The following is a 24,076-nucleotide window of genomic DNA, read 5'->3' on the forward strand; positions in this document are numbered from 1 at the left end:
GCCCCGACGCTCATCCGCGCTCCGGACCGCTCATCTAGGACATGGTAACGACGTCGAGGATGAGCTTGCCCGATGCGCTTCGCTGCTCCATGGCGGCCAGTGCCGTCGCGGCGTCGGCGAGCGGGTAAGAACCGCCGACGACGGGTTTGACGAAACCCTCACGCGCCAGTCTGGCGAGCTCCCTGGCCGACTCCGCTGCGATGGTGTCGTCGTGCTCGACGAAACCGCCCCAGTAGACCCCAACGACCTCGACGTTCTTGAGCAACAGCCGGTTCACCGCGATCGTCGGGATGTCGCCGGAGGCGAAGCCGATCACCAAGTGACGCCCTGCCGGGCGAAGAAGCCGGATCGAGTCGGTGAAGTAGTCCCCGCCGACCGGGTCGACGACGACGTCGACCCCGCCAGTGTGCGACCGGACCTCGTCAGGCCACCCCGGCCCAGCGACGATGACGTGGTCGGCCCCGGCGAGCCGGGCGACGCCGATGTTGGTCTCGGAGTCGACGATGGCGACTACCGTTGCTCCCATACCCTTCGCGACCTGTGTTGCCCCGGTTCCTACACCGCCGGCCGCGCCGTGCACGAGGACGGTTTCTCCGGCCTTCAGACGGCCGCGGTGAGCCAGCGCGAAGTGCACGGTCGGGAAGTTCATCGCCAGCGCCGCGCCCTCGCGGAAGGACAGCTCAGACGGCAGCGGGAACGTCACGCTCGGGCTGGCCACAGCCACCTCGGCGTACGCTCCGATGGGGACATACGCTACGCAGCGATCTCCCGCGGTCACCAAGGCCTCCGGCGGCGCCGAGCGCACAACGCCGGCCACCTCGACCCCCGGTACGAACGGTAGATCTGGTTTGACCTGGTATTTCCCACGGGTCATCAGGGCATCCACGAAACTGACGCCGACAGCGTGAACGTCGATGACGACATCGCCGGGGCCTGCGACCGGCTCGGCGATGTCTACGCACTGGACCGCCTCCGGTCCGTCAAGTGTGGAGATCTGGACTGCTCGCACCGGGCTTCCTCCATCCGAACTGACGACAGGGTTCCTGGGGTCCGCGTGTCTTGACGGTTCCCGGGATCGACTTTACTGTACCGACCAGTCGGGTTTTTGCAAGGTCGAGATGCGCATCAGGAGGGTTTGGTGAGTCATCGGGACGGTGCCGTCCGCGTGCTCGTGAACAGCAGTGATCGCGTCCGGACGGCCGAGCACGATCTCGACGAGCGCTGGCTGCGAGCGTTCGCGGTCGCAGTCGGGGACACGCGGGCGTCCTTCTTCGACGTCGATCATCCAGGGGGGCTGGTCGCGCACCCGCTGTTTCCAGTGTGTCTCGAATGGCCTCTTATCGAGCACGGTCCGCCGGGGGTCGAGCTGACCGGCCACGCCGTGGGTGACGGGTTGCACGCCGCACACCGGATACGCCTCCATTCACCCTTGCGTCCGGGTAAGCGCGTTCGCACCGAGTCTGAGCTGTATGCCGCCGTACCCGTTCGCGGTTCGGTGCGGCTCACCGTCGAGTTCCGCACCTACTCCGACTGTGGCGCGCTCATGGTCACGACCCACCTCGTCTCGTTCTATCGCGACGTCCGGCTCTGCGGGGCGACCGTCGACCGACCGCTGGCCGCAATCGCCCCTCCGGTCGGAGAGCCGTCCGCGACAGTCGCATCGTTCGCGGTCGACGAGAAGAATGCCGTTGTGTACAGCGAGTGCGCGCGGATCTGGAACCCGATCCACACCGATGCACGGGTGGCCCGTGCGGCCGGGCTACCGGGACCGATCCTGCACGGAACGGAAATACTCGCTCGCGCCGTCTCCGCGATCACCGGCTCACGCCTGGTCCCCATCGACGCCGTCGTAACGGGGATAGAGTGCCGATTCATCCAGCCGGTCCGTGCCGGGATGACGCTGAGCGTCGTCACGACACAAGACGACGCCGGGCCGATCGGTTTTCAGGTTCTGGGACCGGCCGGCCCCGTCATCACCCACGGGCGTTTGACACATAGCGAGCTGTCCGCGCAGGCGTGCACCCGTGCCTGATCGGCTTCTCCGATCGGTAGCCGGGGCGTCGGCGGAAGTTCGGCATAAGCGAACGTATCTGGGAGTCCGATCGGCCGGCCACAGCGAACTCCTGGCCGGCACATCAATGCCAGCCAATTCCCCTTGGTCGAGGCTAGCTATGCGTCCGCTGGTGGGTATAATAGAAAGCAGCCAATGTGCTCACTGAGAGATGGGTAACATTGTGGTTCGGCTGTCCCGAAATTGTCAGGAATGAAGGTGGCTGACCAACCAATGTCAGCCGACTGGTCGGTCGAAGTACGTTCTTACCATCACGGTATCGACGTCCCTGAGGAGTTGTCTTGAGCTCAGATCCCCATGCTTCGACCCGACTGCGCGGCGTTTTCGCGGCTTCCTGTTTCGAGCGTCGATGTCGCACGGCGAGCGGCCGCAGGCCCGAGGAATTCATCTTTGAGCCAGCCGACAAACTAACGGCCGCGGCCTCGGCATGCGGCCGGGGTGCGGGGTGGTTGCCGACGGTCGACCTGCGCGATGTCCCGTCCGCGACTTCGGGTTGGACTGTGTGATTGCCGTGGACTACGGAACGACCCCGCTACCCAACCTTCCCGGCCACGTCACCATCTGTGAGGTCGGTCCCCGTGACGGCCTGCAGAACGAATCGACGGTGGTTCCCGTCGAGATAAAGGCCGAGTTTGTGGCCCGCCTCGTAGATGCCGGCCACCGGGTGGTCGAGACAACGAGTTTTGTCCATCCGAAATGGGTACCTCAGCTTGCCGATGCCGAGGAGCTGCTATCGCAGGTCGAACGAGTCTCTGGCGTGCGCTATCCCGTGCTGGTCCCGAACGAACACGGTCTTGAGCGAGCCCTCGCCCGCGACGTTCGCGACATCGCGATCTTCGCTAGCGCCACCGAGACATTTGCCCAACGCAACCTGAATCGCTCCATCGAGCAATCTCTCGAGATGTTCGCTCCGGTCATCGCCCGGGCGCGCGCCGCCGGTATCGGTGTCCGCGGCTATCTGTCGATGTGCTTCGGCGACCCTTGGGAAGGGGAAGTGTCACGCCAGCAGGTTGTCAGGATCGCGACCCAGCTGTTGGACGCCGGCTGCACCGAGCTGAGCCTCGGCGACACGATCGGCGTGGCGACTCCGGGCCAGGTCGACGCCTTGCTCCGCGACCTGTTCGAGGTCGGCGTCTCGGCGGACCAGATTGCTGTGCACTTCCATGACACCTACGGGCAGGCGCTGACCAATACTTTCGTCGCGCTGCAACGCGGGATCACCACCATCGACGCCAGTGCTGGTGGCCTGGGCGGCTGCCCCTACGCCGGCAGCGCGACAGGCAACCTCGCCACCGAAGACCTTGTGTGGCACCTGCACGGACTCGGCATCGACACCGGTATCGACCTACAGAAGCTGGTGGAGACCAGTGCGTGGCTCGTCGGATACATGGGCCGTACGTGCCTGGCGCGCACTGTCGCCGCACTGACCTGACTCTTGTTCGGGTCTTTCCATGCATCGCAGGATTCCAGCGTGGCTGCTTCGAGCGCGGCCACCCGTACCGCTCGGGGCAGGTGGGCGTAGGCGGCAATGATCTTCTGATAGATCTGCCAGGCCACCTCTGATGGCGGCGTGGGCGGTATCGGCGAAGACGGCTTTGGGCATCATTGCGAACGGCTCGTCACCACGGAAAGGACTTTCCCGCTGGCAACGCGACCATTAGCACCGACACCGCCGCACCTGTGACCGCCAGGATGCGGTTGCGTGTCGGCATGACCCGGCTCGGCGACGTGTGCCGGTGCGGTCAGGGTGTGCCGTGAAGTCCGTGTTCGAGCAGGTCGAACACGGTGTCGAGGGCGGCGCGGGGGTCGGGTTCGTCGCTGAGGAATTGCGGGATCTCGAGGACGTAGCGGGCGAGGGCGCGGGCGGTGAGATCGTCGGGGTCGCGGCCGAGTTCGGTGGCGATGGCCTCGGCCAGGGGTTCCTCACAGCGAATCCACAGTTTGCGTGAGTAGTCGCGCAGGGCCGGGGTGTCGACGATCAGTTCGGTGAGTCTGCGGGCCTCCGGGGTGGGGTCGGCCACGAACGGCCCGCGCCCGGCCATGAATTCCCGCAGCGCCGCCATCACCGACACTCCGGCGGGGCGTTCATGTACCGCGGACAGCAGGCTTTCCCGGCGTTCGACGCCATCGTCGAACATCAACGCCTCCTTGCCGTCGGGGACGTGTTTGAACACCGTCGGGCTCGAGATGTCCACCGCGTCGGCGATCTGTTTGACGCTGACCTGGTCGTAGCCCTTCTCCAGGAACAGTCGCTGCGCGGCCTCGGTCAGCGCCCGGCGGACCTGGGCGTTCTTGCGTTCCCGGCGTCCGGGTGGCTCAACAGGCATGCCACCATCCTAGCACCTTACTTAACTCGATCAATATCTTAACTCAATTGTATTTTTAACCGAGTTGTGTTTTTCTGGGTGGGTCAGAGTTCGACCCAACGGTGCGAAGGCATGATCGAGATGAACGGCAACGAAACGACACCGGTACTGATCGTCGGCGGCAGCCTGGTCGGGCTGTCCGCCGCGGTGTTCCTGGCCTGGCAGGGCGTGCCGGTCGTGGTGGTCGACAAGCACCGCGGCAGCTCCCCGCATCCGCGGGCGATCGGTTTCACCACCCGTACGGTGGAACACTTCCGGCAGGTCGGGGTCGAGGTGCCGCCGTCGCTGCAGGGCATGAAGCCGCCGCGGCGGGCTCGGGTGGAGAGCCTGGCCGGGGTCTGGTTCGAGGAATACCCGTGGACGCCCGGCGGCAAGGGCGCCTACGGCGCGGAAGACTCCCCGGTGCACGCGATCGCGATCACCCAGGACCGGCTCGAACCCCTCCTGCGTGACCGATCGGTCGAACTCGGCGCTGACCTGCGACTGGGCACCGAACTGCTGGGTTTCGTCCAGGACGTCGACGGCGTGACAGCCACTCTGCGCCGTCGCGACGACGGTCACGAATACTGCCTGCGCGCCCAGTATGTGGTGGCCGCGGACGGCGCGACGGGTGCCGTGCGTGAGGCGTTGGACATCGGCCGCCACGGGGCAGGTCCGCTGTCGGTGCAGCGCAGCATCTTGTTCCGCGCACCCTTGGATGAGTACCTGCGACGCGGTGTGGTCCAGTTCGAGATCGAACAGCCCGATCTGAAGGCTTTCCTGACCACCTATTCCGACGGCCGGTGGGTGCTGATGCTCAGCGACGACATCGAGCGTGCCGTCGACGAGCAGATCCAGGTGGTGCAGCAGGCGATCGGCCGCACCGACATTCCCATCGAATTGGTGACCACCGGCCGCTGGGAGTTGGCCGGGCTGATCGCTGACCGCTTCTCCGACGGACGGGTGCTGCTCGCCGGGGACGCGGCCCACCAATTGCCGCCCAACCGTGGCGGTTTCGGCGCCAACACCGGTATCGACGACGTGCACAACCTGGCCTGGAAACTGGCCGCCGTGCTGGCCGGGAAATCCGAGCCCCGACTGCTGGACACCTACGACGCCGAACGCCGGCCTATCGCTGACCTGCGCCACGACCAGCTCTTCGCCCGCGCCGACTACAAGGCATACCTGGCCGCCCCCAGAACAGACGTGCCGGTGCTCGACGACGCGTCCATCGAACTCGGCCAGCTCTACCGCTCGGCCGCCGTCCTGGGCGCGGACGCCAATCTGCCGCCCGCGCAGCGACCCGACCAATGGGCCGGTCAGCCCGGCACCCGGGCCCCGCACCTGTGGATCACCACCGACGGCGAGGAGAGCTCGACGCTGGATCTGTTCCGGCGCGACTGGGTGCTGCTGTCCGAGGACGACCGCTGGGCCGCCGCCGCGGCCCGCGCTACCGAGCAGTTGGGTATCCCGGTCACGTTCGTACACCTCGGCACTGATGCGAAACCAGTGGAGCCCAACGCCTTCCGCACCGCCTACGGCCTTGAATCCGACGGGGTCACCCTGGTCCGCCCCGACGGCCACATCGCCTGGCGCACCATCACCGCCCCGCCCGATCCGACCCGAGCACTCAACGCCGCGTTGAACGCCACCGCTATGCCCACCCACACCATCGAGACAACAGCAAGCGATGTCCGATCATGACCGACACCGCGCCGCCGCAGTTGATGCCCACTATGACGTAGTTCGGCCGGTTGGTGACCTGGCCTTCGCGGATCTGCACGTGGGTCGCGTCGATCAGTAACGCCGGATACACGTGATGCAGAGGGCGCTGTTGCCACGTGTCTAGTGCATCGACGAACTGGCCGGCGACTCTGCTGATGAGGCCCTTGGATACGTCGGTGGCGTAGATCTCGGCCGGATGCGCCTGGATTCGCCAGTAGTCAATCCCTTGGCATGCAAGGAGATGATGGCGCCATCGAAGCCCTCGACTCGTCGGGAGTGTTTGAGCACGATCTGGGGCCCGAACGGCAACTCCCGTGCGGTGGGGCCCGAGCTGGAGTCAGCCGCGCGCCACCGTGTCATGCCGCTGGCTTTTGCTGTGTTCGGTCTTTAGCGCGTTGGCGGCTCGATGTCGAGCATCATGCGCAGGCACTTGACGAAAAGAGGCCGGTACTCGGGTGGAAGTGGTGCAAGGATCGCGTCCCTCAGTTCGCGGTTATGGGGCAGCACTTGCCGTAGCACGTCCGCACCTGCCTCCGTGACCGAGATCAGCCATGCTCGGCCATCTGTGGGCGATCGACGGCGTTCGAGCAGGTCATTGTCGAGCAACTTCCGGATGAGCGCCGAAGCGGTGTTGAGGTCGATCGCTGCCGCCTCGGCTAGCTCACTCATCGTCGCGTCCGGATGTTGCGCACTGACCGTGAGAAGAGTGATCTGACGGGGGGTCAGATCGTCGACGCACATGAGGTCTACGAACAGTGCCTCCGCGCGTGAGTGTGCGCGCCTCAGCAGGTACGGAAGCGCATGCCGGTCGAGGTCGAGGCCTCCGAGAAGATCATGGCCATCGTCCGGGGCGTCCAAGTGTTCAGCCAAGCGGGTCACGTCCTCCACGGCGCAGGTTGCATCCTTCCTAGTAGGCCACATTCTTCCAGACACAAGTACTGTGTGAACGTAGTAATTATCGGGCGTCGATCCCACTATATCGCTACGACCCCTTGTCAAGTGCTCCGTGTACGTATTAGTTTCATCACCTCCCGACAAGGAGATGTGATGAGAAGCGATCCACCGGCACCATCGGCCCCGGTCTTGGACGCGAGCGACCTACCCTCGCGCAGGGCAGCCCTAGAGCAGTTCTCCCTCGGTAGCTTTGGAAGCAGGTACGGACTGGTCGTCGCTTGGGTAGGCGTCGCCGCCGTGTTCTCCCTGTCAATGCCCGAAGCCTTCCTGTCTGCGGCGAACCTCCAGAACGTCTTCGGGTCGCAGGGCATGCTCCTCCTCGCCATCGGACTGCTGTTACCTCTCTCGGCTCTGACCGAGCACCGAATCGTCGAGCAGTGCTTGCGCAACGACCACGTGGCGGTGGGCTGATGGGTACGAGTACGGACGAGTCGCTGAGGCGGTCCGTCATTGCCGCCGTGGACGACGTTGCAGCGCGTGGTTGGGAACTCGCACTCGCGATCTTCGCGAACCCCGAGCTCAGCGGACACGAGCAGTCGGCGAGGGCCAGTTGTGTAGCTGCCCTTCGTGAGGCGGGCCTCGAGGTCGAGGATGCGTCCGGAGTAGACACCGGCTTCGTCGCCACCGTCGAGTGTGCTGGGAGCGGCCCAACGGTGGGCCTTCTCGCCGAGTACGACGCTCTGCCGACAGTGGGTCATGGATGCGGACACCACCTGATCGCGGGCTCCACGGTCACCGCAGGCCTGGGGCTCGCCGCGGTGCAAGCCGAGCTCGCGGGCACTGTCAAGATCTACGGCTGTCCATCCGAGGAGACCCTCACAGGAAAGCAGGCCATGCTCGAGGCGGGCGCCTTCGAGGGTGTCGACGGTGTGTTGAGCTTCCATGCGTCGGACACGACCAGTGTCATGACCCGAAGCACAGGCAGTAGAGAGGTCACCTTCTCCTTCGAAGGCCGTCCCTCCCACGCGGCGACCGAGCCCTGGGCTGGCGCTTCTGCACTCGACGGCGTGCTGCTAACGATGCAGAACGTGAATGCCTTCCGACAGTTGGTTCGAGACGGGGTGCGGATCCACGGGATTGTCACCGCCGGGGGCGAGGTGCACAACGTTATTCCCGCGTTCGCCCAGTGTCGCTTCGGGATTCGATCCAACGACGTCGAGGAGCTCGACCGAGTCGTCAAGCGAGTCATCGATTGTGCGAGCGCGGGGGCAGTTGCCAGCGACACTCGATTGTCCATCGAGCACGGTGCGCATGCCGACCCGGTTCGACCTGACCCCCTACTCACCAGACTAATGCGCCAGAACCTCGAGGCGCTGGGGGAGCGGGTGGACGAATGGGAAGCGCGGGCGTCGACGGATTTCGGGAATGTCAGCCAAGTGATCCCGGGCGCTCTGGCGTCGGTGGCGACCTGGCCGCTGGGCACGCCGTTCCATAGCCACGACGCGGCAAAACACGGTGACTCGGAGACCGCGCGTGAGGCAATGCTGCAAGGAGCACGAGCGATGGCCTTGACGACCGTCGACTACTTGAAGCACATCAACGAGACACCGACCGAGGAAGAGGTGCACGAGTGAGCACGTTTCAACACGGAGACTTGAAGGTCCCTGCCGGTACCCGCGCCAACGGGGTGCTCGGTGAGGTTCAGCAAGCGTCGGGCAACGCGATCACGGTGCCGTACACGGTCGTCAACGGCAGACAGGACGGGCCGACGTTCGTCGTTATCGCCGGCTCGCACGGAAACGAGGTCGTCGGCACGGGTGCCGCGATCGAGTTCGCGCGTTCCTTGGATCCGAGCGAACTTTCGGGCACGGTGATCTCAGTCCCGGCGGTGAACATGCCGGCTGTCTCCGCGGGCGTGTACGTGAGTCCTGTGGACGGCATCAACATGTCGGGGCCGCACTACTGGGACAGCGAGGAGAACGGCTCCACCAGCCGCCGGCTCGGTGCTTTGGTGGGCGCGGTCCTGGAGCGAGCGGACTTCGTGGTCGACGTGCACGGGAACAACGAGCCCTGCTCACCGATGTCGATGATGTTCTTGGAGAACGCCAAGGACGAGGCGACTGCCGAGGTGGCGGTGCGGATGGCGGAGGCATTCGGCGCCACACCTGTCGACATGAGCGCCCCAACCGCGCATCCAGCTTGGCTCGGACCGATGGACGTCTACCCAGCGGCGACTGCCCTGGCTAGGGGCATCCCTGCGCTCATGGTGGAGCTCAACGGCGCCCGCACGCTGGTCGACTCCCGCCGAGGCACCCAGGGGCTCACCGCCATTCTCCGGGAGATCGGGATGCTCCCGAGCGCCACCCAGAAGTACGAGGACGACACGCGGATCCCCGGCCGCTTCGGCTATTGGGGGGCACTGTCGGCAAGCGCCGCCGGCATCGTCTGGGTACGCCACCCGGCCGGGGTCCCATTCAGTGCCGGAGACCTCCTGTTGGAAATCACCGACATGTACGGCGAGGTACTGGAAGCGGTCCGCGCCCCGGTCGACGGGTTCTGTTGGTGGTACCCCGGCGCGCCATACGGTCAGGCGACGCACGCCTTGCCCGCCGGCTCCACGGTTGCGCTGTTGGCCGAGAGGCGGTGACGTCATGGGAGCGCACATCCCATCTCCGCCGGAGAAGCGGATCATCGATCACATCATCGTAATGGCGACGCCGGACGAGGTCGTCGCGATCACGACGGCATTGGAGAGAGCCGGTCTCCGGATGGCCGATGCCGTTGTCGAACCGGCTCTGGGCTTGCGGTCCCGGATGTTTCCGCTCGGCGGAGGCGGTTTCATCGAAGTTGCATGCGAGCTGACGCCAGGGTCGTTCCCCCACGGAAATCCGTTCGAGAACACCCCCCGCATCGCCAACGTCAGCTACACCACCGCTGACGGAGCGGCCGACATGGCGGCTTGGGCGAAGAAGCCGGGAACCGCAGACGCGATGGCGCAGTGTGGCTCGTGGCGCCGTGAGGACGGGTCGATGGGCTACTTCGTGGCGCTCTGGCCGATCCCGCCGACGGGTGAGCTCTTCTTCGCGCTCCAGGAACGACGGCTCTTCCCGCTGCCGTTCCTCGAGGAGGCCGACACCGCCCCCGAGGTCTGCGCCGTGCGTGTGTACGGAGAGGAGGCCGGGTTGTGGCAACAGCGCCATCGGGACCTTTTCGAGCTCGAGGAGGACGGCGAACTGCTCCGAGCCGGCAACGCGAAACTGGCGTTCGACCAGATCGACGGCTTGAACACGCAGATCGAGGTCACTCTCGCGGTTCCGAATCCCGACGTCGAAATTCCGCTGGCATCCGGTGCCTTCACGCTCGTTCACCAGGTTCATCGTGTTCCTCCGACCGATTCCGGGCCCACCCGGTCTATCCGCCCGCCCCATCCTGAAAGGCAGAACTGATGAGCTTCACGATTGCCGTCGACGTCGGCGGCACGTTCACCGACGTGGTCGCGACCGACGGAACCGAGGTCTTCGCCGGCAAAGTGTCGTCCAGACCGAACGACGAGGCGACCGCCGTGCTGAATGCGGTCGATGTCGTCGCCGAGCACTTCGGCCGTACCGCCGAGGAGACTCTGGCCGTCACGGACCAGTTCATCCTGGGGACCACCGTGGTCACCAACGCGATGCTCGAGTACAAGGGTGTACCCACCGGCCTGATCACCACAAAGGGCTTCCGGGACGTCCTCGAGATCCGACGGGGCTACAAGGAGAGCATCTTCGACCTGTCCCTTCCTGCGCCGCACCCGATCACCCGACGCCGGTTCCGGAAGGGGGTCACCGAGCGGATCGACTATCGCGGCGATATCGCCACGCCTCTCGACGAGGACGAGGTGCGCAGTGCGGTCCGCGAGCTCAAAGACGCCGGCATCGAGTCGATCGCGGTCTGCCTCCTGTTCTCCTTCGTCAACGACACCCACGAACGCCGGATCGCCGAGATCATCGCCGAGGAGCACCCCACCTGCTTCGTCACCTTGTCGTGTGATGTGTTGCCTCAGATCCGTGAGTTCGAGCGGGTCAGCACCACCGTGGTCAACGCTTACACGTCCCCTCTGCTCAAGAGCTACCTCCAGCGACTGGACGAAGGCCTTCGAAACGCCGGGTTCGTGGGTGAGCTTGTGGTCATGCAGTCCAACGGCGGCATCATGGACGTCGCCTACTCTGCGGGCCACGGCGTGGACGCAGTCCTGTCGGGACCCGCCGGTGGCGTCGTCGCCGCAAGTGCACTAGGCGAGCGATCTGGATATCGCAACATCATCACCGGCGACATGGGCGGCACCAGCTACGACGTATGCCTGATCCACCAAGGGAAACCCGAGATCGGCGTCGAGAACTGGATCAGTCGGTACCGGGTGGCTGTACCGCTCGTAGACATCCACACCATCGGGTCGGGCGGAGGCTCGATCGCGTGGGTGGATGACGGTGGCGCCCTCCGCATCGGTCCGGAGAGCGCCGGCGCGAACCCCGGGCCTGCCTGTTATGGCCGTGGCGGCACGCGGCCCACGGTCACCGACGCCAACCTGCTTCTCGGGTTCATGGACCAGGACCGGTTCATGGGCGGACAGCTGAGCCTCGATCGTGCCGCCGCCGAGAGGGCCTTCGAGGAGCATGTGGCCAAGCCCATGGGCATCTCGGTCCTCGATGCGGCTGTAGGTGTCTTTCGCGTTGCCAACAGCGAGATGGCGAACGCCCTTCGGTTCGTGTCCGTGAGCCGTGGGCGGGACCCCCGCGACTACGCTCTGATGGCCTTCGGTGGTGCCGGGGCTATCCATGCCGGCGTGCAAGCTGTCGACCTCGGCATCAAGACCGTGCTCGTGCCCCGCAAAGCAGCAGTCCTCAGTGCGTTCGGCGGCCTCGTCGCTGACTTCAAGGTGTCACGCATCAAGTCCTACGTGCGCGCTGCCGAATCGGTCCGTCCCGAAGAGTTGACCGAGGTGTTCGACGCCGTTTGCGCGGAAGCGGAGGAACTGCTGCCGAACGCGGAGACCAGCCACCTCGAACGGTACCTGGACGTACGGTACGAGGGGCAGACCCGCGAGGTGGTCGTGCCTATCCGTACGCGCACCCGCCGAATCTCGGATGTCAGCCTGTCCCGGGCGCTCAATGAGTTCCACGAGCTGCACGACCAGCTCTACGGGCACCAGCGGCCCGATCAGCCGGTGCAGATCGTGTCGGCTCGCGTCGACCTGACGGGGGTGCGCAGTCTTGGCGACGTGACGCCACCGCACAAGTTCACGGACGAGGATTCCTCGCCGGCACAGGTCGGTATGCGGGAGGTCTACTTCGAAGGACGAGACGGTTTCGTCGAGACACCGATCTTCGACGGTGCCCTCGTGGAGCCCGGGCACGTGATCACCGGGCCGGCCGTGATTCACGAGCCTGGCACGACCATCGTGGTCTCGGACGGCCAGGAGGCGATGCTCGACCAATACGAGACCTACGTGATCGAGGTGGTTCGGTGATGTCCGCCGCGAACACACTCGTCGACGACCGCCCCGGGGGCACGGTCGCGCTCGAGATCTTGCGGACCCGCTTGGTCGCGTCCGTCGACGAGCTGGCGGCGGTCCTCGCCCGCTCGGCGCCCACCATCGAGGTGGGGCAGGCACGCGAGTTCTCGGTCGCCATCTGCGATGCGAGGGGTCAGGTCGTCGCGGTCGACAATGCTGCAGAGCTGCCATCGATTCAGGCGACCGTCTCCCACGTGATCGACTACTTCGAGTTCGACATCGACGACGGCGACGTCGTCCTGACCAACGATCCCTCCGCCGGTGGCACGCGCGTCCAAGACATCACTCTGGTGGCGCCGTACCTCGTCGACAGCCACGTCGTGGGGCTCATCGCGGTCCGCACCCGGATCCGCGACATCGGGGGACAGGTCGGCGGCAACGTCAATCCCGAGGCCACCGAGCTGTTGGCGGAAGGTGTCGTCGTGACACCGGTCAAGATCCAGCGGCTGGGCCGCCCGGTCCGCGATGTCGTCGCGGCCTTCCTCCTGAATGGACGCCGCCCTGAGGAAACTCGCCGCACCATTACCGCCGCACTCGCCGTGCTCGATATGGGCAAGCAGCGATGTGCGGAGTTGGTCCGGCGCCACGGTGTCGACCTCGTTCGACAGTCCTTCTCCTACGCGCAGGACTACACCGAGCAGATCGCTCGCGGCCTGGTTCGCACGTGGCGAAGCGGCAGCTACTCGGACCACCGAGAGCTCCTCCTCGCGAGCGGTGGGGAGCCGACCGTGATCCGGCTCGCCGCCGAGGTTGAAGGCGGCAACGTGACCCTGGACTTCTCAGAGTCCGACGATCAAAGTAGCCAGTTCGTCAACAGTCCAGCGGGGGTTACGGCGTCGTGTGCAATGCGAGCCGTTCTCGCAGCTCTGGGAGAGGCGGTCCCGGCGAACGGCGGGCTGCTGCGCGTCGTTCGTGTAGTCACCCGCCCAGGCAGCATCGTCGACCCGGTGCAGCCGGCTGCCGTGGGCTGCGGCATGCATCATCCGGGCGGCGAGGTGACCAACGTAGTCGCGGCGACTCTCAACCCGGCGCGGGCGCGCCCAGTCCCCTCCCTCACGGTCCCGCGGCCGGCCGTGCTCTGTCGGCCGGCCGACAACCGCAGCGACCAGATCGACCTCGGTCGTTGGGCCATCGGCGGAGCGAGCGCCACTGGCTCGGCGGACGGGTGGGGCGGACCACAGATCTCCGCACGCGGCGAGCTCCCGTCAGTCGAGCAGTGGGAGGCCGAGCAGTACCCGGCCGTTGAGAGCCTCGAATTCGCCATGGACAGCGCCGGGGCCGGTGCACACACCGGCGCACCCGCCGTGGAGGCGACTTTTGTCCTCCCGCCGGATCTCCTGTTCACCCTCTGGACGGAGTCCCTGCAGTCGAGCGTCGCGGGGACAGATGGAGGAGGAGCGGGGCGGCCGGGCAGTCTCGAGTTCCAGACACCGGACGGCTGGGCGCCGGCGCCCCTCGTCGTCACCGAGGCCCCGGTTGGCGCCGCGACCCGGCTTCGGATGCGGCTCGGGGGCGGAGGTGGACTAGGTGATCCGCGGTCTCGGGACCGCGCAGCCGTCCAGTCCGACCTGGCCGACGAGCTCATCTCTCCCGAGGCCGCACACAAGGTCTACCGACTGGAAGGGCAGAACAGCAATGGCTGATGCAATCACCGCGGAGATTGTCCGCAACCAGCTCGACACGATAGCCGACCAGATCTTCGAGACGATGTGCCGTTCATCGCCGAACTCGGTGGTGAACGAGGCGAAGGACTGTGGCGCCGGCATCTACAGCTACGACGGCACAACCTCGAAAATGGTCTCGCGAGCCGGTATCATCGCACACTCCTTCGCCGGACTCTCGTCGTCCCAGACCGTCCTCGAGTTCTTCCGTGGGGACCTTCATCCCGGAGACGCTCTTCTCGTCGCGGACTCGTACCACGGCGGCAGCCATCTGGGCTGCTGGAACGTCGTCGTACCGATCTTCTTCAACGGTCGACCTCGTTTTCTGACCGGAGGCAGGCTCCACGTCCTCGACCAGGGCGGGCCGATCGCCGGTGCGGTAAACCCGAATTGCCGCGAGATCTGGCACGAGGGGTTCCGGATCCCGCCGATGAAACTCTACGAGAGGGGAACGCGACGCCGGGAGCTGTGGGACTGGCTGATGGCGAACAACCGCCTGCCTGACATCACCGAGGCCGACGTCGAAGCCATGATTGGAGCCTGCCGGGTCGGTGAACGGCAGATCACCGAGCTCGTCGAGCGCCACGGCCTTGAGAAGGTCGAGGAGAGTCTCGACTGGATCTTCGAGTACTCCGAACGGATGTTCCGTGACCAGGTGCGAGCTTGGCCGGACGGAACCTACTCCGGCTCCTTCAACGTGGACACCGACTACGCCGACCATACCGATATCAACATCGAGGTGGCGGTCACGGTCGACGACGATCGGATTGTGGTCGACTTTGACGGGACCGACCCGCAGACCGACGGTTTGGTCAACTCGGTCCCAGCCAACACCATCGCCTACGTCTCGATTGCATTAGCCTCGCTATGCCCGGACATCCCCGTCAACTCCGGGTTCTTCGAACCGGTCGATATCAGGCTTCCGGAGGGTACGATCGTCAATGCTGTCTCGCCTGCTGCAACGGTTCTCGGCACGATCGTGTGCGGCGGGCAGATTGGCCAAGCAGTCATGAAGGCGTTCGAGGAGATTGTTCCCGAACGCGTCGGCAATGTCTCGATCGACATCGCGAACAACTACTGCGTGGGTTCTGATGACCGGGAGGACCGATTCCTGGTGGCGTCGAGCAGCAATCCCAGAAAGTTCTTCTTTTGGGACATGTCGCCGGTGGCGATGTCGAACAGCGCCGTGTACGGCCACGACGGCTGGGGAGCGTGGGCGACGCCGTTCAGCGTCTCGCGGCCAGCGAACAACGAGTTCACCGAGGTCCAGTTCCCTACGATCTATCATCAGGCGGAGTACGAGATCGACAGCGCCGCGCCCGGGCAATGGCGAGGAAGCCCGGCCTACGTCATGCGCCGGACCGACCGGGGGGCCAGCAACACGTTCGCAACATTCAACTCGCAATCCTTGATCTACCCGCTGCCCGGATATGCCGGCGGCTATGAGGGCGCCGGCAATTTCTGCATCATCGGTGAGAACGCCGACGAGGCGATCTGTGGCGAGTACCCGGTGGCACAGAGCTACGACCCGTCCCAAGTCATTTTCTCCCAGAGCGGTGGCGGTGGCGGTTGGGGAGACCCCCTCGACCGAGACGTCGACGCCGTCGTCGACGACGTGTTCGACGAGCTCGTGTCGATCGAGGGCGCACTTCGGGACTACGGCGTGGTCATCGACCCCGTCTCGCTGAGCGCCGACGAGGAGGCGACCGTGATCGAACGCGAAGCACGCCGAGCCGACCCTGCCCGCGTGCGGCGGGGTATTGGTCGGGAGCGCACGATCGAGCGTGCCCGGATTCAGCATCGCGTGTCATGAATCAATAGCTCCAGCCATCCATAGGTGAGAGCAGACAGCGCAGCTCGCTGTCACCGTCTCGGACGTTCGGCCAGAGCCTCGGCGACCACGCCTATCCGGTCGGAATCGGCTTTGCTATGCACGATGGCGGTGATCACGGCTCCCTGCTCGAGGTGGTGGCGGCCACCTCGAGCAGGGAGCGTTATCGTGTCTCCGTGACGACGCTAAACAGCGCAACCGAAGGCGCAGAGTCGAGGTCAACACAGCCCCGGGCATTCATCGTGACGATCTACGGGCTGTACGCGCGCGAGGTCGGCGGCTGGATCGGTGTGTCCGCGCTGATCCGGCTCATGGCGCAGCTCAACGTCGATGCGCAGTCAGTGCGGTCGGCAATCTCCCGGCTGAAACGCCGGGGACTTCTCGACGCGCGGCGAGTCGACGGAGTAGCCGGCTACGAGCCGTCCCAGCAGGCCCGGGAGATCTTGGACGAGGGTGATCAGAGAATCTTCGGCCGGCAGCGTGCCGAGCTGGAGGACGGTTGGCTGCTCGCAGTCTTCAGCGTTCCCGAGTCCCAGCGCCAGCTGAGGCACGCGCTGCGGTCCCGGCTGAGCTGGCTGGGATTCGGCACCACGACATCGGGGGTGTGGATTGCCCCGCGCTACCTGTACGACGAGACCCGCGAGGTACTGGAGCGATATCAACTATCCGAATATGTGGACCTGTTCCAGGCCGACTACCTGGCCTTCGGGGACATCCGCGAACTGGTAGGCGAATGGTGGGACCTCGAGAGCCTGCAACACCTTTACGACGACTTCCTGACATCGTTCCGCCCAGTGCTCAACCGCTGGCGGCGACGCCGCACCGATAACGACGCGGATGCATTCGCCGATTATGTGCGCGCGCTGACCGCGTGGCGCCGCCTCCCATTCCTCGACCCGGGCCTGCCGCCCGAGCTCTTGCCACACGACTGGCACGCGCTTCGCGCGGCAACGCTGTTCGACGAGCTCAAAGATCGACTCGCCGAACCCGCGCACCACTTCGCGAAATCCGTGATCGACGAACACCCCGGACGAGCAGCGGCGGCGGAGCAGCCGTAGTGCGTATGAGAAACACGAGGGCCACAGGTATCGGCATGCGCCTCTGCTCGAGATACCCGGCCATGAGGTTGGTAGCGCCGGGAGTCTTCAGTAGTCCCTCAACGTCCCGTGGTGTCACAGGTCCCGCTACGGAGGCCCGTGTTCGAGGTTGCCGATTACGAACGTTCGCAAGACCGCCGAATCATGGCATTGGATCGTAGATCTCGGACGCGGTCGTCTCCAGTGCGTCGATCAGGGCACGGACCGTTGGCGTCATTCGGCGGTCGGCTGCCAGTGTGATGCCGACGCTGTGCCCGATCGGCTCCAGCGACATCGGCACTGTTGTCAGCAGGGGGTCGTCCGCTCCGATCAGTCCGGGCAGGACCGCGATCATCTCTGTCTCGATCAGGAGCTGGCGGACGGTGAGGAACGATGTCGCTTCGACCCGGTTGGCGGGGAGATCGTGCCCGTTGCGGACGAAGAACTCCGCCAGTTCCTGGCGGAGGATCGTCTCCACGCCGGGGAGGATCCAGGGGTACTCCCAGAGGTCCTCGAACGTCACCCGGGTCCGGCCGGCGAGCGGGTGGTCCGCGCCCGTGACCACGCGGATCGACTCCTCGTAGAGCGTGGTGCGGCGGGTGTGCTCGGTACTCTGGCCGGTCAAGCGTCCGACGATGACGTCGACCCTGCCGGCAGACAGCTCGACGAGCAGGGCTTCGGGCGTCGCCTCGTGTACGACGACGTTGAGCAGCGGCCGGTCGTGTTTCACTCGAGCGATCGCACGCGGCAGGAGTAGGTTCGACCCGGCGAGATGGGTGCCCACGACGACGCGTCCGCGGGTGGCGTCCGCGATCTCGTCGACGTGACGGGCGGCTTGGGTGAGCTGCGCAAGCACGGCGCGTGCGTGTTCGGTGAAGGCGATGCCGAACTCGGTCGGGGTGATGCCGCGCGGGCCGCGTTCGTAGAGCTGGACACCGAGGATGTCCTCGAGGTCGTGGAGGCTGCGGGTCGCGACCGGCTGGGTGATGTGCATGGCGGCAGCGGCCCCGACGACGCTGCCCTGCTCGGTGAGTGCGTCGACGAGCAGCAGATGCCGTAGCTTGAGGCGGCCGTCGAGCAGACGCAGGTGCTCCATGGCGGGCACGGTATGCCGCGTGCGCATCGCTGTCACGTACAAGCGTCATGACCATCCGGGCATAGCGGATCGCAATCTGGGTACCTGGCCGGCATGGTTGCGGCCTCCAGTCTGGCGGCACCCGTCGACCGGTCCCAGTGTGCGGTGTTCCACGCCCAGGTATGTCTTTGTGGACATGGAAGCACCACCAAAGAGCATTGGCGGGGCATGTCACCAGGTGCCTACGCTCCCCGCATGGCAACGCAACAGCTGCGCAACGCGATCGCCGGGAGCGCGGTCGACGGTCGTCGGACCTTCGACAAGACCAGCCCGGTCGACGGCTCGCTCGTCGCGCAGGTGCACGAGGCCGGTCGGGAGGTGATCGACGCGGCCGTCGCGTCCGCGCGGAAGGTGCTGGCCGGCGCGTGGGGGAGCAGCACGGTCCAGGACCGCGCCGCTGTGCTGCGCCGGGTCGCGAACCGGATCGAGGAGCGGTTCGAGGACTTCGTCGCGGCGGAGGTCGCCGACACCGGCAAGCCGGAGTCGCTGGTACGCGAGCTCGATGTCGCGCGCGCCGCGACGAACTTCCGCTCGTTCGCCGACACCGTTGCTGCGGCGGGCATGGACTCCTACCTGACCGAGCTCGGCGACGGACGACGGGCGCTCAACTACGCGGTGCGTAAGCCACTCGGCGTGGTGGCGGTCATCGTGCCCTGGAACCTCCCGCTTCTGTTGCTGACCTGGAAGGTCGCTCCGGCGCTCGCCTGCGGCAACGCGGTCGTCGTGAAGCCATCGGAAGAGACGCCGTCCTCGGCGACCCTGCTCGCGGAGGTGATGACCGAGGCCGGTGTCCCCGAGGGCGTCTACAACGTGGTGCACGGCTTCGGCCAGGAGTCCGCGGGAGAGCACCTCACGACCCATCCGGACATCGACGGCGTCACCTTCACCGGTGAGTCGGCGACCGGCTCGGCCATCATGCGAGCCGTCGCGCCCGCCGTACGGCCGGTGTCGTTCGAGCTCGGCGGCAAGAACGCCGCCGTCGTGTTCGCCGACTGTGACCTCGACGCCACGCTCGACGGCCTGAGCCGCTCGATCTTTCTCAACACCGGTCAGGTGTGTCTGTGCACCGAACGGGTCTATGTGGAGCGTTCGATCTTCGACCTCGTTGCGGGTGGGCTGACCGAGCGCGCGAAAGAACTGACGCTGGGGCGGCCCGGTGACCCGGCCACCACGACCGGCCCGCTGATCTCCCAGCAGCACCGCGCCAAGGTGCAGTCCTATCTCGACCTCGCGGTGTCCGAGGGCGCCACCGTGCTCACCGGCGGAGGGGTGCCCGACGTCGGCGCCGACCTGGCCGATGGCGCGTGGATCGAGCCGACACTGTGGACTGGCCTCGACAACTCGGCGCGGGTGGTGCGGGAGGAGGTGTTCGGCCCGGTGGCGGCGCTGATCCCGTTCGACACCGAGGACGAGGCGGTCCGGGTGGCCAATGACACCGACTATGGCCTCGCCGCCGCGGTGTGGACGAGCGACCTCCGGCGCGGGCACCGCGTCGCCCAGCGGATGCGCGTGGGGATGGCGTGGGTCAACACCTGGTACCTCCGCGACCTGCGGTCGCCGTTCGGCGGTGTCGGCCTGTCCGGGATCGGCCGCGAGGGCGGCGAGCACTCGCTGCACTTCTATACCGAGCCGACCAACGTCTGTGTACAGCTGTGAGAGAGGGATGAACCATGACCGACGCGACGCAGCTCGCCGCACGCCTCGACGACGCGGTGCGCAGCGGTCTGCCTATCCCGCAGCTGAGCCTCGAGACCGCGCTCTCCCTCGACGAGGCGTACGACGTCCAGCGCGCCGGCGTGGATCTGCGGCGCCGGCGTGGTGAGCAGGTGACCGGGGTCAAGCTCGGGTTCACCAGCAGGGCCAAAGCTGAGCAGATGGGCGTCTCGGACGTCATCGTCGGTGTCGTGACCGACGCGATGGAGATCGTTGACGGCGGAATCATCGACATCGCGCGCGGTGTGCACCCGCGGGTGGAGCCCGAGGTGGCGTTCCGCCTCGGCGAGTCGGTCGACCCGACCGACCCCGCGATCGATCTCGCCAATGCGGTGACCGACGTCGCGCCCGCGTTGGAGGTGATCGACAGCCGCTACCGCGACTTCCGGTTCAGCCTCGCCGACGTGGTCGCCGACAACACCTCGGCGTCGGCGTACGTCATCGGCCCGTGGCAGTCGATCGACGACGCGCGCGCCACGGACGGCCTCGCCGCGCGCGCGGTCGAGCTGGCCGTCGACGGCGTGACCGGCGAGACGGGGAGCACCGAGGCGATCCTCGGCGACCCGATGGCAGCGTTGCCGGCGATCCAGCGGATGGCGGCACGCCACGGACACGAGCTCCCGGCCGGCGCCGTCCTGCTCGCGGGCGCCGCGACTGCGGCCTTGCCGCTGCAGGCGGGTACCACGTTCACGGCGACCGTCGCCGGTCTCGGGGCGGCCTCGTTACGGGTCGCCGGAGGGAACGCCCATGAGTGATGCACACGTCGTGGCCGGGAAGGCCACCCCGCGCGGGCGCTTCCCGCACGTGAAGGTCGTCGGCGATCTGGTGTTCGTCTCCGGGACCAGCAGCCGCCGCCCCGACAACAGCTTCGCGGGGGTCGAGGTCGATGAGCTGGGGGTCACCGACCTCGACATCCGCACCCAGACGCGCGCGGTGATCGAGAACATCCGCGACCTCCTCGGCGCTGCCGGCGCCGGCCTCGAGGACCTGGTGCAGGTCACGACGTACCTCGTGTCCATGAACGACTTCGGCGGCTACAACGAGGTCTACGCCGAGTACTTCGACGAGTCCGGCCCGACCCGAACCACCGTCGCCGTCCACCAGCTGCCCCATCCGCACCTGCTCATCGAGATCCAGGCGACCGCCTGCCTGTCCACCCAGGAGGAGAGCTCATGACGACCATCCCACCCGTCTTCGACTTCGGTCGCTGGATCGAGGACCACCGTGACCAGCTGAAACCACCGGTCAACAACCAGCAGATGTGGGAGCCGATGGGCGACTTCATCGTGCAGGTCATCGGCGGACCCAATCAGCGCACGGACTTCCACCTCGACCCGTACGAGGAGTGGTTCTACCAGTACCGCGGCGATATGCACGTCGACCTGATGACCGACGACGGGCCGCAGCGGGTCGATATCCGGGAAGGTGCGATGTGGATGCTGCCGCGCAACATCTACCACTCGCCCCAGCGGCCGGATCCGGACTCGATCGGGATCGTGATCGAGCGGATTCGGGAGGAGGGCACTCTCGAGAAGTTCGTCTGGTTCTGCCAGGCCTGTGACGCGCTGGTGCACGAGGTGGAGCTGCAGGTGCGGGACATCGTGGCCGACCTGCCGCCGGTATTCGAGCAGTTCTACACCTCCGAGAGGGCGCGGACCTGCGGCGCCTGTGGGGCCCTGCATCCCGGGAAGGGATGACATTGATGACGATCGACGTCCACAGCCACTACGTACCCAACGGGTGGCCGGATCTCGGGGAAGGGCGCCCGTGGCTGCGGGCGGCGTCCGAGCGTGAGGCGATGATCATGGTCGGCTCACGGGAGTTCCGCCGGATCCGGTCGGACTGCTGGGACGCTGAAGTGCGGCTGGCGGACATGGACGCCGACGGCGTCGAGTGTCAGGTGGTGTCGCCGACCCCGGTGTTCTTCTCGTACGACGCCGCCGCGGGCCAAGCCGAGAAGGTGTCGCGGATCTTCAACGACCTCGCTCTGGAGATCTGCGAGCCCGGGGAAGGACGGTTGATCCCGTTCTGCCAGGTGCCGCTCCAGGATCCCGATGCCGCGTGCCGTGAGCTGGAGCGGGCCGTCGCCGCAGGCCACCGGGGCGTCGAGATCGGCAATCATGTCGGTGACCGGGACCTCGACGACGCGGGCATCGTGACCTTCCTGCAGCACGCGGCCGCGCTCGGCATACCCGTCTTCGTGCACCCGTGGGACATGGCCGAATCGCCCCGGCTCGATCGGTGGATGGCGCGCTGGCTCGCCGGGATGCCCTCGGAGACGCACCTGTCGATCATCGCGATGATCCTCGGCGGCGTCTTCGACCGGGTGCCGGAGAGTCTGCGGATCTGCTTCGCGCACGGCGGCGGGTCGTTCGCGTTCTGGCTCGGGAGATTCGAGAACGCCTGGCACCAGCGCTACGACATCATCGGCACCTCAGCGCAGCCACCGTCGCAGTACCTCGGCCGGTTCTCGGTCGACTCGGTGGTTTTCGACCCTGCAGCGCTCCGGACCCTCGTCGACGTGCTCGGCGCGGATCAGGTCATGGTCGGCAGCGACTACCCGTACCCGCTGGGCGAGCGGCCGGCGGGTCAGGTGGTCAAGGACGCGGACTTCCTGACCGAGCAGCAGCTGGAGCAGATCTGCCAGGGCAACGCCCGCCGCTTCCTCGACGATACGGGCGCGGGTTAGCCCGGCATCCTTGTGTTTGTCGGTGGTCCACACACCGGTGCTGACATGTCGATCGCGGTCACCAACACCACCCTGACCACCGTATAGCTCGGTCGACTCAAGGGCGCGCACCAGATCACGCCCGAGCAGGTCAGCCACGGCAAGCTCGCCAACGTACGCACGGGGCTGTTGAAGGCAACTGTGACAGTGGTTCAGGTCGCCGGGTTGTGCGTTCGATCCAGGTCACGATCGAGATTCGGAGATCCTCCCGGGTGGCCTGTCTGCAGCGGTCGAGGGCGGCCTGTGTTGCGAAAGGCTGACGAAGCTTTCCATGGCGGCGTTGTCACCGGTCGCGCCGACTTGGCCCATCGAGCCGCGCACGTGGTGCCGCCATAACGCTCCGCCGCAGGCTACGCGGACTTCATCGCGTGAGGAGCCTGTTCTGCGTCGCTGGATGAACGACGGAGGGCGGCCGGTCGAAGCTTTTCCAGGAGTTCGTTCGCCTCGTCACCATTTGGAGGCGTCTGCCCTACTTGGACCCGGGTTGCCGCTCGATGCGCTCCCGGCGAACTGGGAGGGCATCGAGGTGGAGGAGTTGTTCACCGCGCTGCGGGAAGAGCTTGACGGTGCGGCGCGCGAGCACGTGAACGCTGTTTTGGAGTCATCGGCGGAGTGACCGATCCGTGGCGTGGCCCCGGTCGTGCAACGTCCGGGACCACGCTGACGATGGCCTCGCGTGATCAGCGTCGGAGAGCGGCCACGCCCTCGATCTCGATCAGCGCTTCCGGCTGCCACAGGGATGTCACCCCGACTCCCGTCATTGCGGGGTAGGTCTCGCCTGCCAGTTCGCGCCAGATCCTGCCGAGCTCCTTGCCTCGGGCCTGGTAACCGGGGATGTCCACCAGGTAGATGCGCACTGAGAGCAGGTCGGCCGGCTCGCCACCCGCCGCCCGCAATGCGGTCAGCATGTTGCCCAGCGCCTGGCGGAACTGGTCCACGATGTCGCCCTCGACAATCTTTCCCGAGGCATCCAGTGCGGTCTGCCCGGAAAGGTGAACCGAATCGGCATGGCGCACGGCATGGGTGAAGCCCGAGGGCTTAGCGAGCTCGGGTGGGTTCATGTGCTGGACGTGGGGCGCTTCCTGGTTCATGGGTTCGCTCTTTTCTCGGGCTTTGCAGCTTGCCCGAATTCGGTTAACGTGCTGTGGTGACGATCGTAAGTGAAGCGCGATATGATGCCAACCCTGAGCGGAGAAGCTGACCATGCGGCTTTCGACCCTCCGACTGCCCGCCGGCGGGACGGGTGCTCACACAACGGCTGCAGCCGTGCTCGGCCAAGAAGGCTGGATTGTGCTGCCGCACACCGATGTGGGTGAGCTGCTGCGGTCTCAGGACGGCCTCCGGCT

General features: G+C 66.2%; 23 protein-coding genes and 1 pseudogene. 17 read left to right on the forward strand and 7 right to left on the reverse strand.

The features are described from left to right. Positions 1-34 precede the first annotated feature (34 nt). The gene (locus FB384_RS16645; protein WP_183784124.1) at positions 35-1,009 is read right to left on the reverse strand and encodes an NADPH:quinone oxidoreductase family protein; all 975 of its coding nucleotides are present in this window, start codon (positions 1,007-1,009) and stop codon (positions 35-37) included. A gap of 129 nt (positions 1,010-1,138) precedes the next feature. Between FB384_RS16645 and FB384_RS16650 the strand changes: the two genes are divergently transcribed. Further along, positions 1,139-2,032, forward strand: coding sequence for a MaoC/PaaZ C-terminal domain-containing protein (locus FB384_RS16650; protein WP_183784127.1), 894 nt, complete (start codon positions 1,139-1,141; stop codon positions 2,030-2,032). A 544-nt stretch (positions 2,033-2,576) separates the two neighbouring features. Next, a complete protein-coding gene (locus FB384_RS16655) occupies positions 2,577-3,503 on the forward strand; it encodes a hydroxymethylglutaryl-CoA lyase (protein ID WP_323985301.1) in 927 nt (308 codons plus the stop codon). A 310-nt stretch (positions 3,504-3,813) separates the two neighbouring features. Here FB384_RS16655 and FB384_RS16660 read toward each other — a convergent pair whose 3' ends face one another. Then, positions 3,814-4,398 (reverse strand): TetR/AcrR family transcriptional regulator, encoded by a 585-nt coding sequence (locus FB384_RS16660; protein ID WP_183784131.1) that lies wholly within the window; start codon positions 4,396-4,398, stop codon positions 3,814-3,816. A 111-nt stretch (positions 4,399-4,509) separates the two neighbouring features. Between FB384_RS16660 and FB384_RS16665 the strand changes: the two genes are divergently transcribed. After that, positions 4,510-6,120, forward strand: a complete 1,611-nt coding sequence (locus tag FB384_RS16665) for an FAD-dependent monooxygenase (RefSeq protein ID WP_228726047.1) — start codon at positions 4,510-4,512, stop codon at positions 6,118-6,120. On the opposite strand, the gene FB384_RS27520 is transcribed toward FB384_RS16665, so the two are convergent. After that, positions 6,071-6,364 (reverse strand): transposase, encoded by a 294-nt coding sequence (locus FB384_RS27520; protein WP_183785671.1) that lies wholly within the window; start codon positions 6,362-6,364, stop codon positions 6,071-6,073. The genes FB384_RS16665 and FB384_RS27520 overlap by 50 nt on opposite strands. 164 nt (positions 6,365-6,528) lie before the next feature. Then, on the reverse strand, positions 6,529-7,029 hold the full coding sequence (locus FB384_RS16675; RefSeq protein WP_183784133.1) for a MarR family winged helix-turn-helix transcriptional regulator: 501 nt from the start codon (positions 7,027-7,029) through the stop codon (positions 6,529-6,531). Positions 7,030-7,188: 159 nt separating this feature from the next. Between FB384_RS16675 and FB384_RS16680 the strand changes: the two genes are divergently transcribed. The 8 genes from FB384_RS16680 (at position 7,189) to FB384_RS16715 (ending at position 17,136) form a co-directional block, all read left to right on the forward strand. Further along, a complete protein-coding gene (locus FB384_RS16680) occupies positions 7,189-7,506 on the forward strand; it encodes a hypothetical protein (protein ID WP_183784135.1) in 318 nt (105 codons plus the stop codon). Continuing rightward, the gene (locus tag FB384_RS16685) at positions 7,506-8,669 is read left to right on the forward strand and encodes a M20 family metallopeptidase (protein ID WP_183784137.1); all 1,164 of its coding nucleotides are present in this window, start codon (positions 7,506-7,508) and stop codon (positions 8,667-8,669) included. Before FB384_RS16680 ends, FB384_RS16685 begins: the two co-directional genes overlap by 1 nt. Continuing rightward, a complete protein-coding gene (locus FB384_RS16690) occupies positions 8,666-9,682 on the forward strand; it encodes a succinylglutamate desuccinylase/aspartoacylase family protein (RefSeq protein ID WP_183784138.1) in 1,017 nt (338 codons plus the stop codon). Before FB384_RS16685 ends, FB384_RS16690 begins: the two co-directional genes overlap by 4 nt. A gap of 4 nt (positions 9,683-9,686) precedes the next feature. Beyond that, the gene (locus tag FB384_RS16695; protein WP_183784140.1) at positions 9,687-10,481 is read left to right on the forward strand and encodes a hypothetical protein; all 795 of its coding nucleotides are present in this window, start codon (positions 9,687-9,689) and stop codon (positions 10,479-10,481) included. Then, positions 10,481-12,541 carry a hydantoinase/oxoprolinase family protein gene (locus tag FB384_RS16700; RefSeq protein WP_183784142.1) on the forward strand — a complete coding sequence of 687 codons (2,061 nt, stop codon included), beginning with the start codon at positions 10,481-10,483 and terminating at the stop codon, positions 12,539-12,541. The genes FB384_RS16695 and FB384_RS16700 overlap by 1 nt, the downstream gene beginning before the upstream one ends. Then, a complete protein-coding gene (locus tag FB384_RS16705; RefSeq protein WP_183784144.1) occupies positions 12,541-14,229 on the forward strand; it encodes a hydantoinase B/oxoprolinase family protein in 1,689 nt (562 codons plus the stop codon). The genes FB384_RS16700 and FB384_RS16705 overlap by 1 nt, the downstream gene beginning before the upstream one ends. After that, the gene (locus tag FB384_RS16710; protein ID WP_183784147.1) at positions 14,222-16,060 is read left to right on the forward strand and encodes a hydantoinase B/oxoprolinase family protein; all 1,839 of its coding nucleotides are present in this window, start codon (positions 14,222-14,224) and stop codon (positions 16,058-16,060) included. The genes FB384_RS16705 and FB384_RS16710 overlap by 8 nt, the downstream gene beginning before the upstream one ends. 194 nt (positions 16,061-16,254) lie before the next feature. Beyond that, positions 16,255-17,136 (forward strand): PaaX family transcriptional regulator, encoded by an 882-nt coding sequence (locus FB384_RS16715; protein ID WP_323985256.1) that lies wholly within the window; start codon positions 16,255-16,257, stop codon positions 17,134-17,136. Positions 17,137-17,317: 181 nt separating this feature from the next. Here the strand turns inward: FB384_RS16715 and FB384_RS16720 are convergent, their stop codons facing one another. Next, positions 17,318-18,250: a LysR substrate-binding domain-containing protein gene (locus FB384_RS16720; protein ID WP_183784151.1), complete on the reverse strand. Its 933-nt coding sequence runs from the start codon at positions 18,248-18,250 to the stop codon at positions 17,318-17,320. A gap of 234 nt (positions 18,251-18,484) precedes the next feature. Here FB384_RS16720 and FB384_RS16725 point away from each other — a divergent pair, with 234 nt between their 5' ends. The 5 genes from FB384_RS16725 to FB384_RS16745 are packed head-to-tail and all read left to right on the forward strand — an operon-like array spanning position 18,485 to position 22,691. Beyond that, positions 18,485-19,945, forward strand: coding sequence for a 2-hydroxymuconic semialdehyde dehydrogenase (locus FB384_RS16725; RefSeq protein ID WP_183784153.1), 1,461 nt, complete (start codon positions 18,485-18,487; stop codon positions 19,943-19,945). Between the two features lie 14 nt (positions 19,946-19,959). Then, the gene (locus FB384_RS16730; RefSeq protein ID WP_183784155.1) at positions 19,960-20,757 is read left to right on the forward strand and encodes a 2-keto-4-pentenoate hydratase; all 798 of its coding nucleotides are present in this window, start codon (positions 19,960-19,962) and stop codon (positions 20,755-20,757) included. Beyond that, positions 20,750-21,178 carry a RidA family protein gene (locus tag FB384_RS16735; protein ID WP_183784157.1) on the forward strand — a complete coding sequence of 143 codons (429 nt, stop codon included), beginning with the start codon at positions 20,750-20,752 and terminating at the stop codon, positions 21,176-21,178. The genes FB384_RS16730 and FB384_RS16735 overlap by 8 nt, the downstream gene beginning before the upstream one ends. Then, positions 21,175-21,699: a 3-hydroxyanthranilate 3,4-dioxygenase gene (locus tag FB384_RS16740; protein WP_183784159.1), complete on the forward strand. Its 525-nt coding sequence runs from the start codon at positions 21,175-21,177 to the stop codon at positions 21,697-21,699. Before FB384_RS16735 ends, FB384_RS16740 begins: the two co-directional genes overlap by 4 nt. A 5-nt stretch (positions 21,700-21,704) precedes the next feature. Further along, on the forward strand, positions 21,705-22,691 hold the full coding sequence (locus tag FB384_RS16745) for an amidohydrolase family protein (protein WP_183784161.1): 987 nt from the start codon (positions 21,705-21,707) through the stop codon (positions 22,689-22,691). Positions 22,692-22,887: 196 nt separating this feature from the next. Here the strand turns inward: FB384_RS16745 and FB384_RS26890 are convergent. Next, a pseudogene (locus tag FB384_RS26890) lies at positions 22,888-23,048 on the reverse strand (IS3 family transposase); the annotation flags it as partial. A 76-nt stretch (positions 23,049-23,124) separates the two neighbouring features. On the opposite strand from FB384_RS26890, the gene FB384_RS27525 reads away from it, so the two are divergent. Then, positions 23,125-23,346: a PaaX family transcriptional regulator C-terminal domain-containing protein gene (locus tag FB384_RS27525; protein WP_221212759.1), complete on the forward strand. Its 222-nt coding sequence runs from the start codon at positions 23,125-23,127 to the stop codon at positions 23,344-23,346. Between the two features lie 64 nt (positions 23,347-23,410). Here the strand turns inward: FB384_RS27525 and FB384_RS16755 are convergent, their stop codons facing one another. After that, entirely contained in the window at positions 23,411-23,821 is a 411-nt protein-coding gene (locus FB384_RS16755) for a RidA family protein (RefSeq protein ID WP_183784164.1), read from the reverse strand. Positions 23,822-24,076 lie beyond the last annotated feature (255 nt).

It is taken from the genome of Prauserella sediminis (assembly GCF_014195435.1).
GTDB lineage: Bacteria > Actinomycetota > Actinomycetes > Mycobacteriales > Pseudonocardiaceae > Prauserella > Prauserella salsuginis.

Coding starts and splice junctions, on each gene's coding strand:
- FB384_RS16660 (WP_183784131.1), bottom strand. CDS start 4,398: ATGCCTGTTGAGCCACCCGGACGCCGGGAACGCAAGAACGCCCAGGTC.
- FB384_RS16665 (WP_228726047.1), top strand. CDS start 4,510: ATGATCGAGATGAACGGCAACGAAACGACACCGGTACTGATCGTCGGC.
- FB384_RS16680 (WP_183784135.1), top strand. CDS start 7,189: ATGAGAAGCGATCCACCGGCACCATCGGCCCCGGTCTTGGACGCGAGC.
- FB384_RS16685 (WP_183784137.1), top strand. CDS start 7,506: ATGGGTACGAGTACGGACGAGTCGCTGAGGCGGTCCGTCATTGCCGCC.
- FB384_RS16695 (WP_183784140.1), top strand. CDS start 9,687: ATGGGAGCGCACATCCCATCTCCGCCGGAGAAGCGGATCATCGATCAC.
- FB384_RS16700 (WP_183784142.1), top strand. CDS start 10,481: ATGAGCTTCACGATTGCCGTCGACGTCGGCGGCACGTTCACCGACGTG.
- FB384_RS16705 (WP_183784144.1), top strand. CDS start 12,541: ATGTCCGCCGCGAACACACTCGTCGACGACCGCCCCGGGGGCACGGTC.
- FB384_RS16710 (WP_183784147.1), top strand. CDS start 14,222: ATGGCTGATGCAATCACCGCGGAGATTGTCCGCAACCAGCTCGACACG.
- FB384_RS16720 (WP_183784151.1), bottom strand. CDS start 18,250: ATGGAGCACCTGCGTCTGCTCGACGGCCGCCTCAAGCTACGGCATCTG.
- FB384_RS16725 (WP_183784153.1), top strand. CDS start 18,485: ATGGCAACGCAACAGCTGCGCAACGCGATCGCCGGGAGCGCGGTCGAC.
- FB384_RS16730 (WP_183784155.1), top strand. CDS start 19,960: ATGACCGACGCGACGCAGCTCGCCGCACGCCTCGACGACGCGGTGCGC.
- FB384_RS16735 (WP_183784157.1), top strand. CDS start 20,750: ATGAGTGATGCACACGTCGTGGCCGGGAAGGCCACCCCGCGCGGGCGC.
- FB384_RS16740 (WP_183784159.1), top strand. CDS start 21,175: ATGACGACCATCCCACCCGTCTTCGACTTCGGTCGCTGGATCGAGGAC.
- FB384_RS16745 (WP_183784161.1), top strand. CDS start 21,705: ATGACGATCGACGTCCACAGCCACTACGTACCCAACGGGTGGCCGGAT.
- FB384_RS27525 (WP_221212759.1), top strand. CDS start 23,125: ATGAACGACGGAGGGCGGCCGGTCGAAGCTTTTCCAGGAGTTCGTTCG.
- FB384_RS16755 (WP_183784164.1), bottom strand. CDS start 23,821: ATGAACCAGGAAGCGCCCCACGTCCAGCACATGAACCCACCCGAGCTC.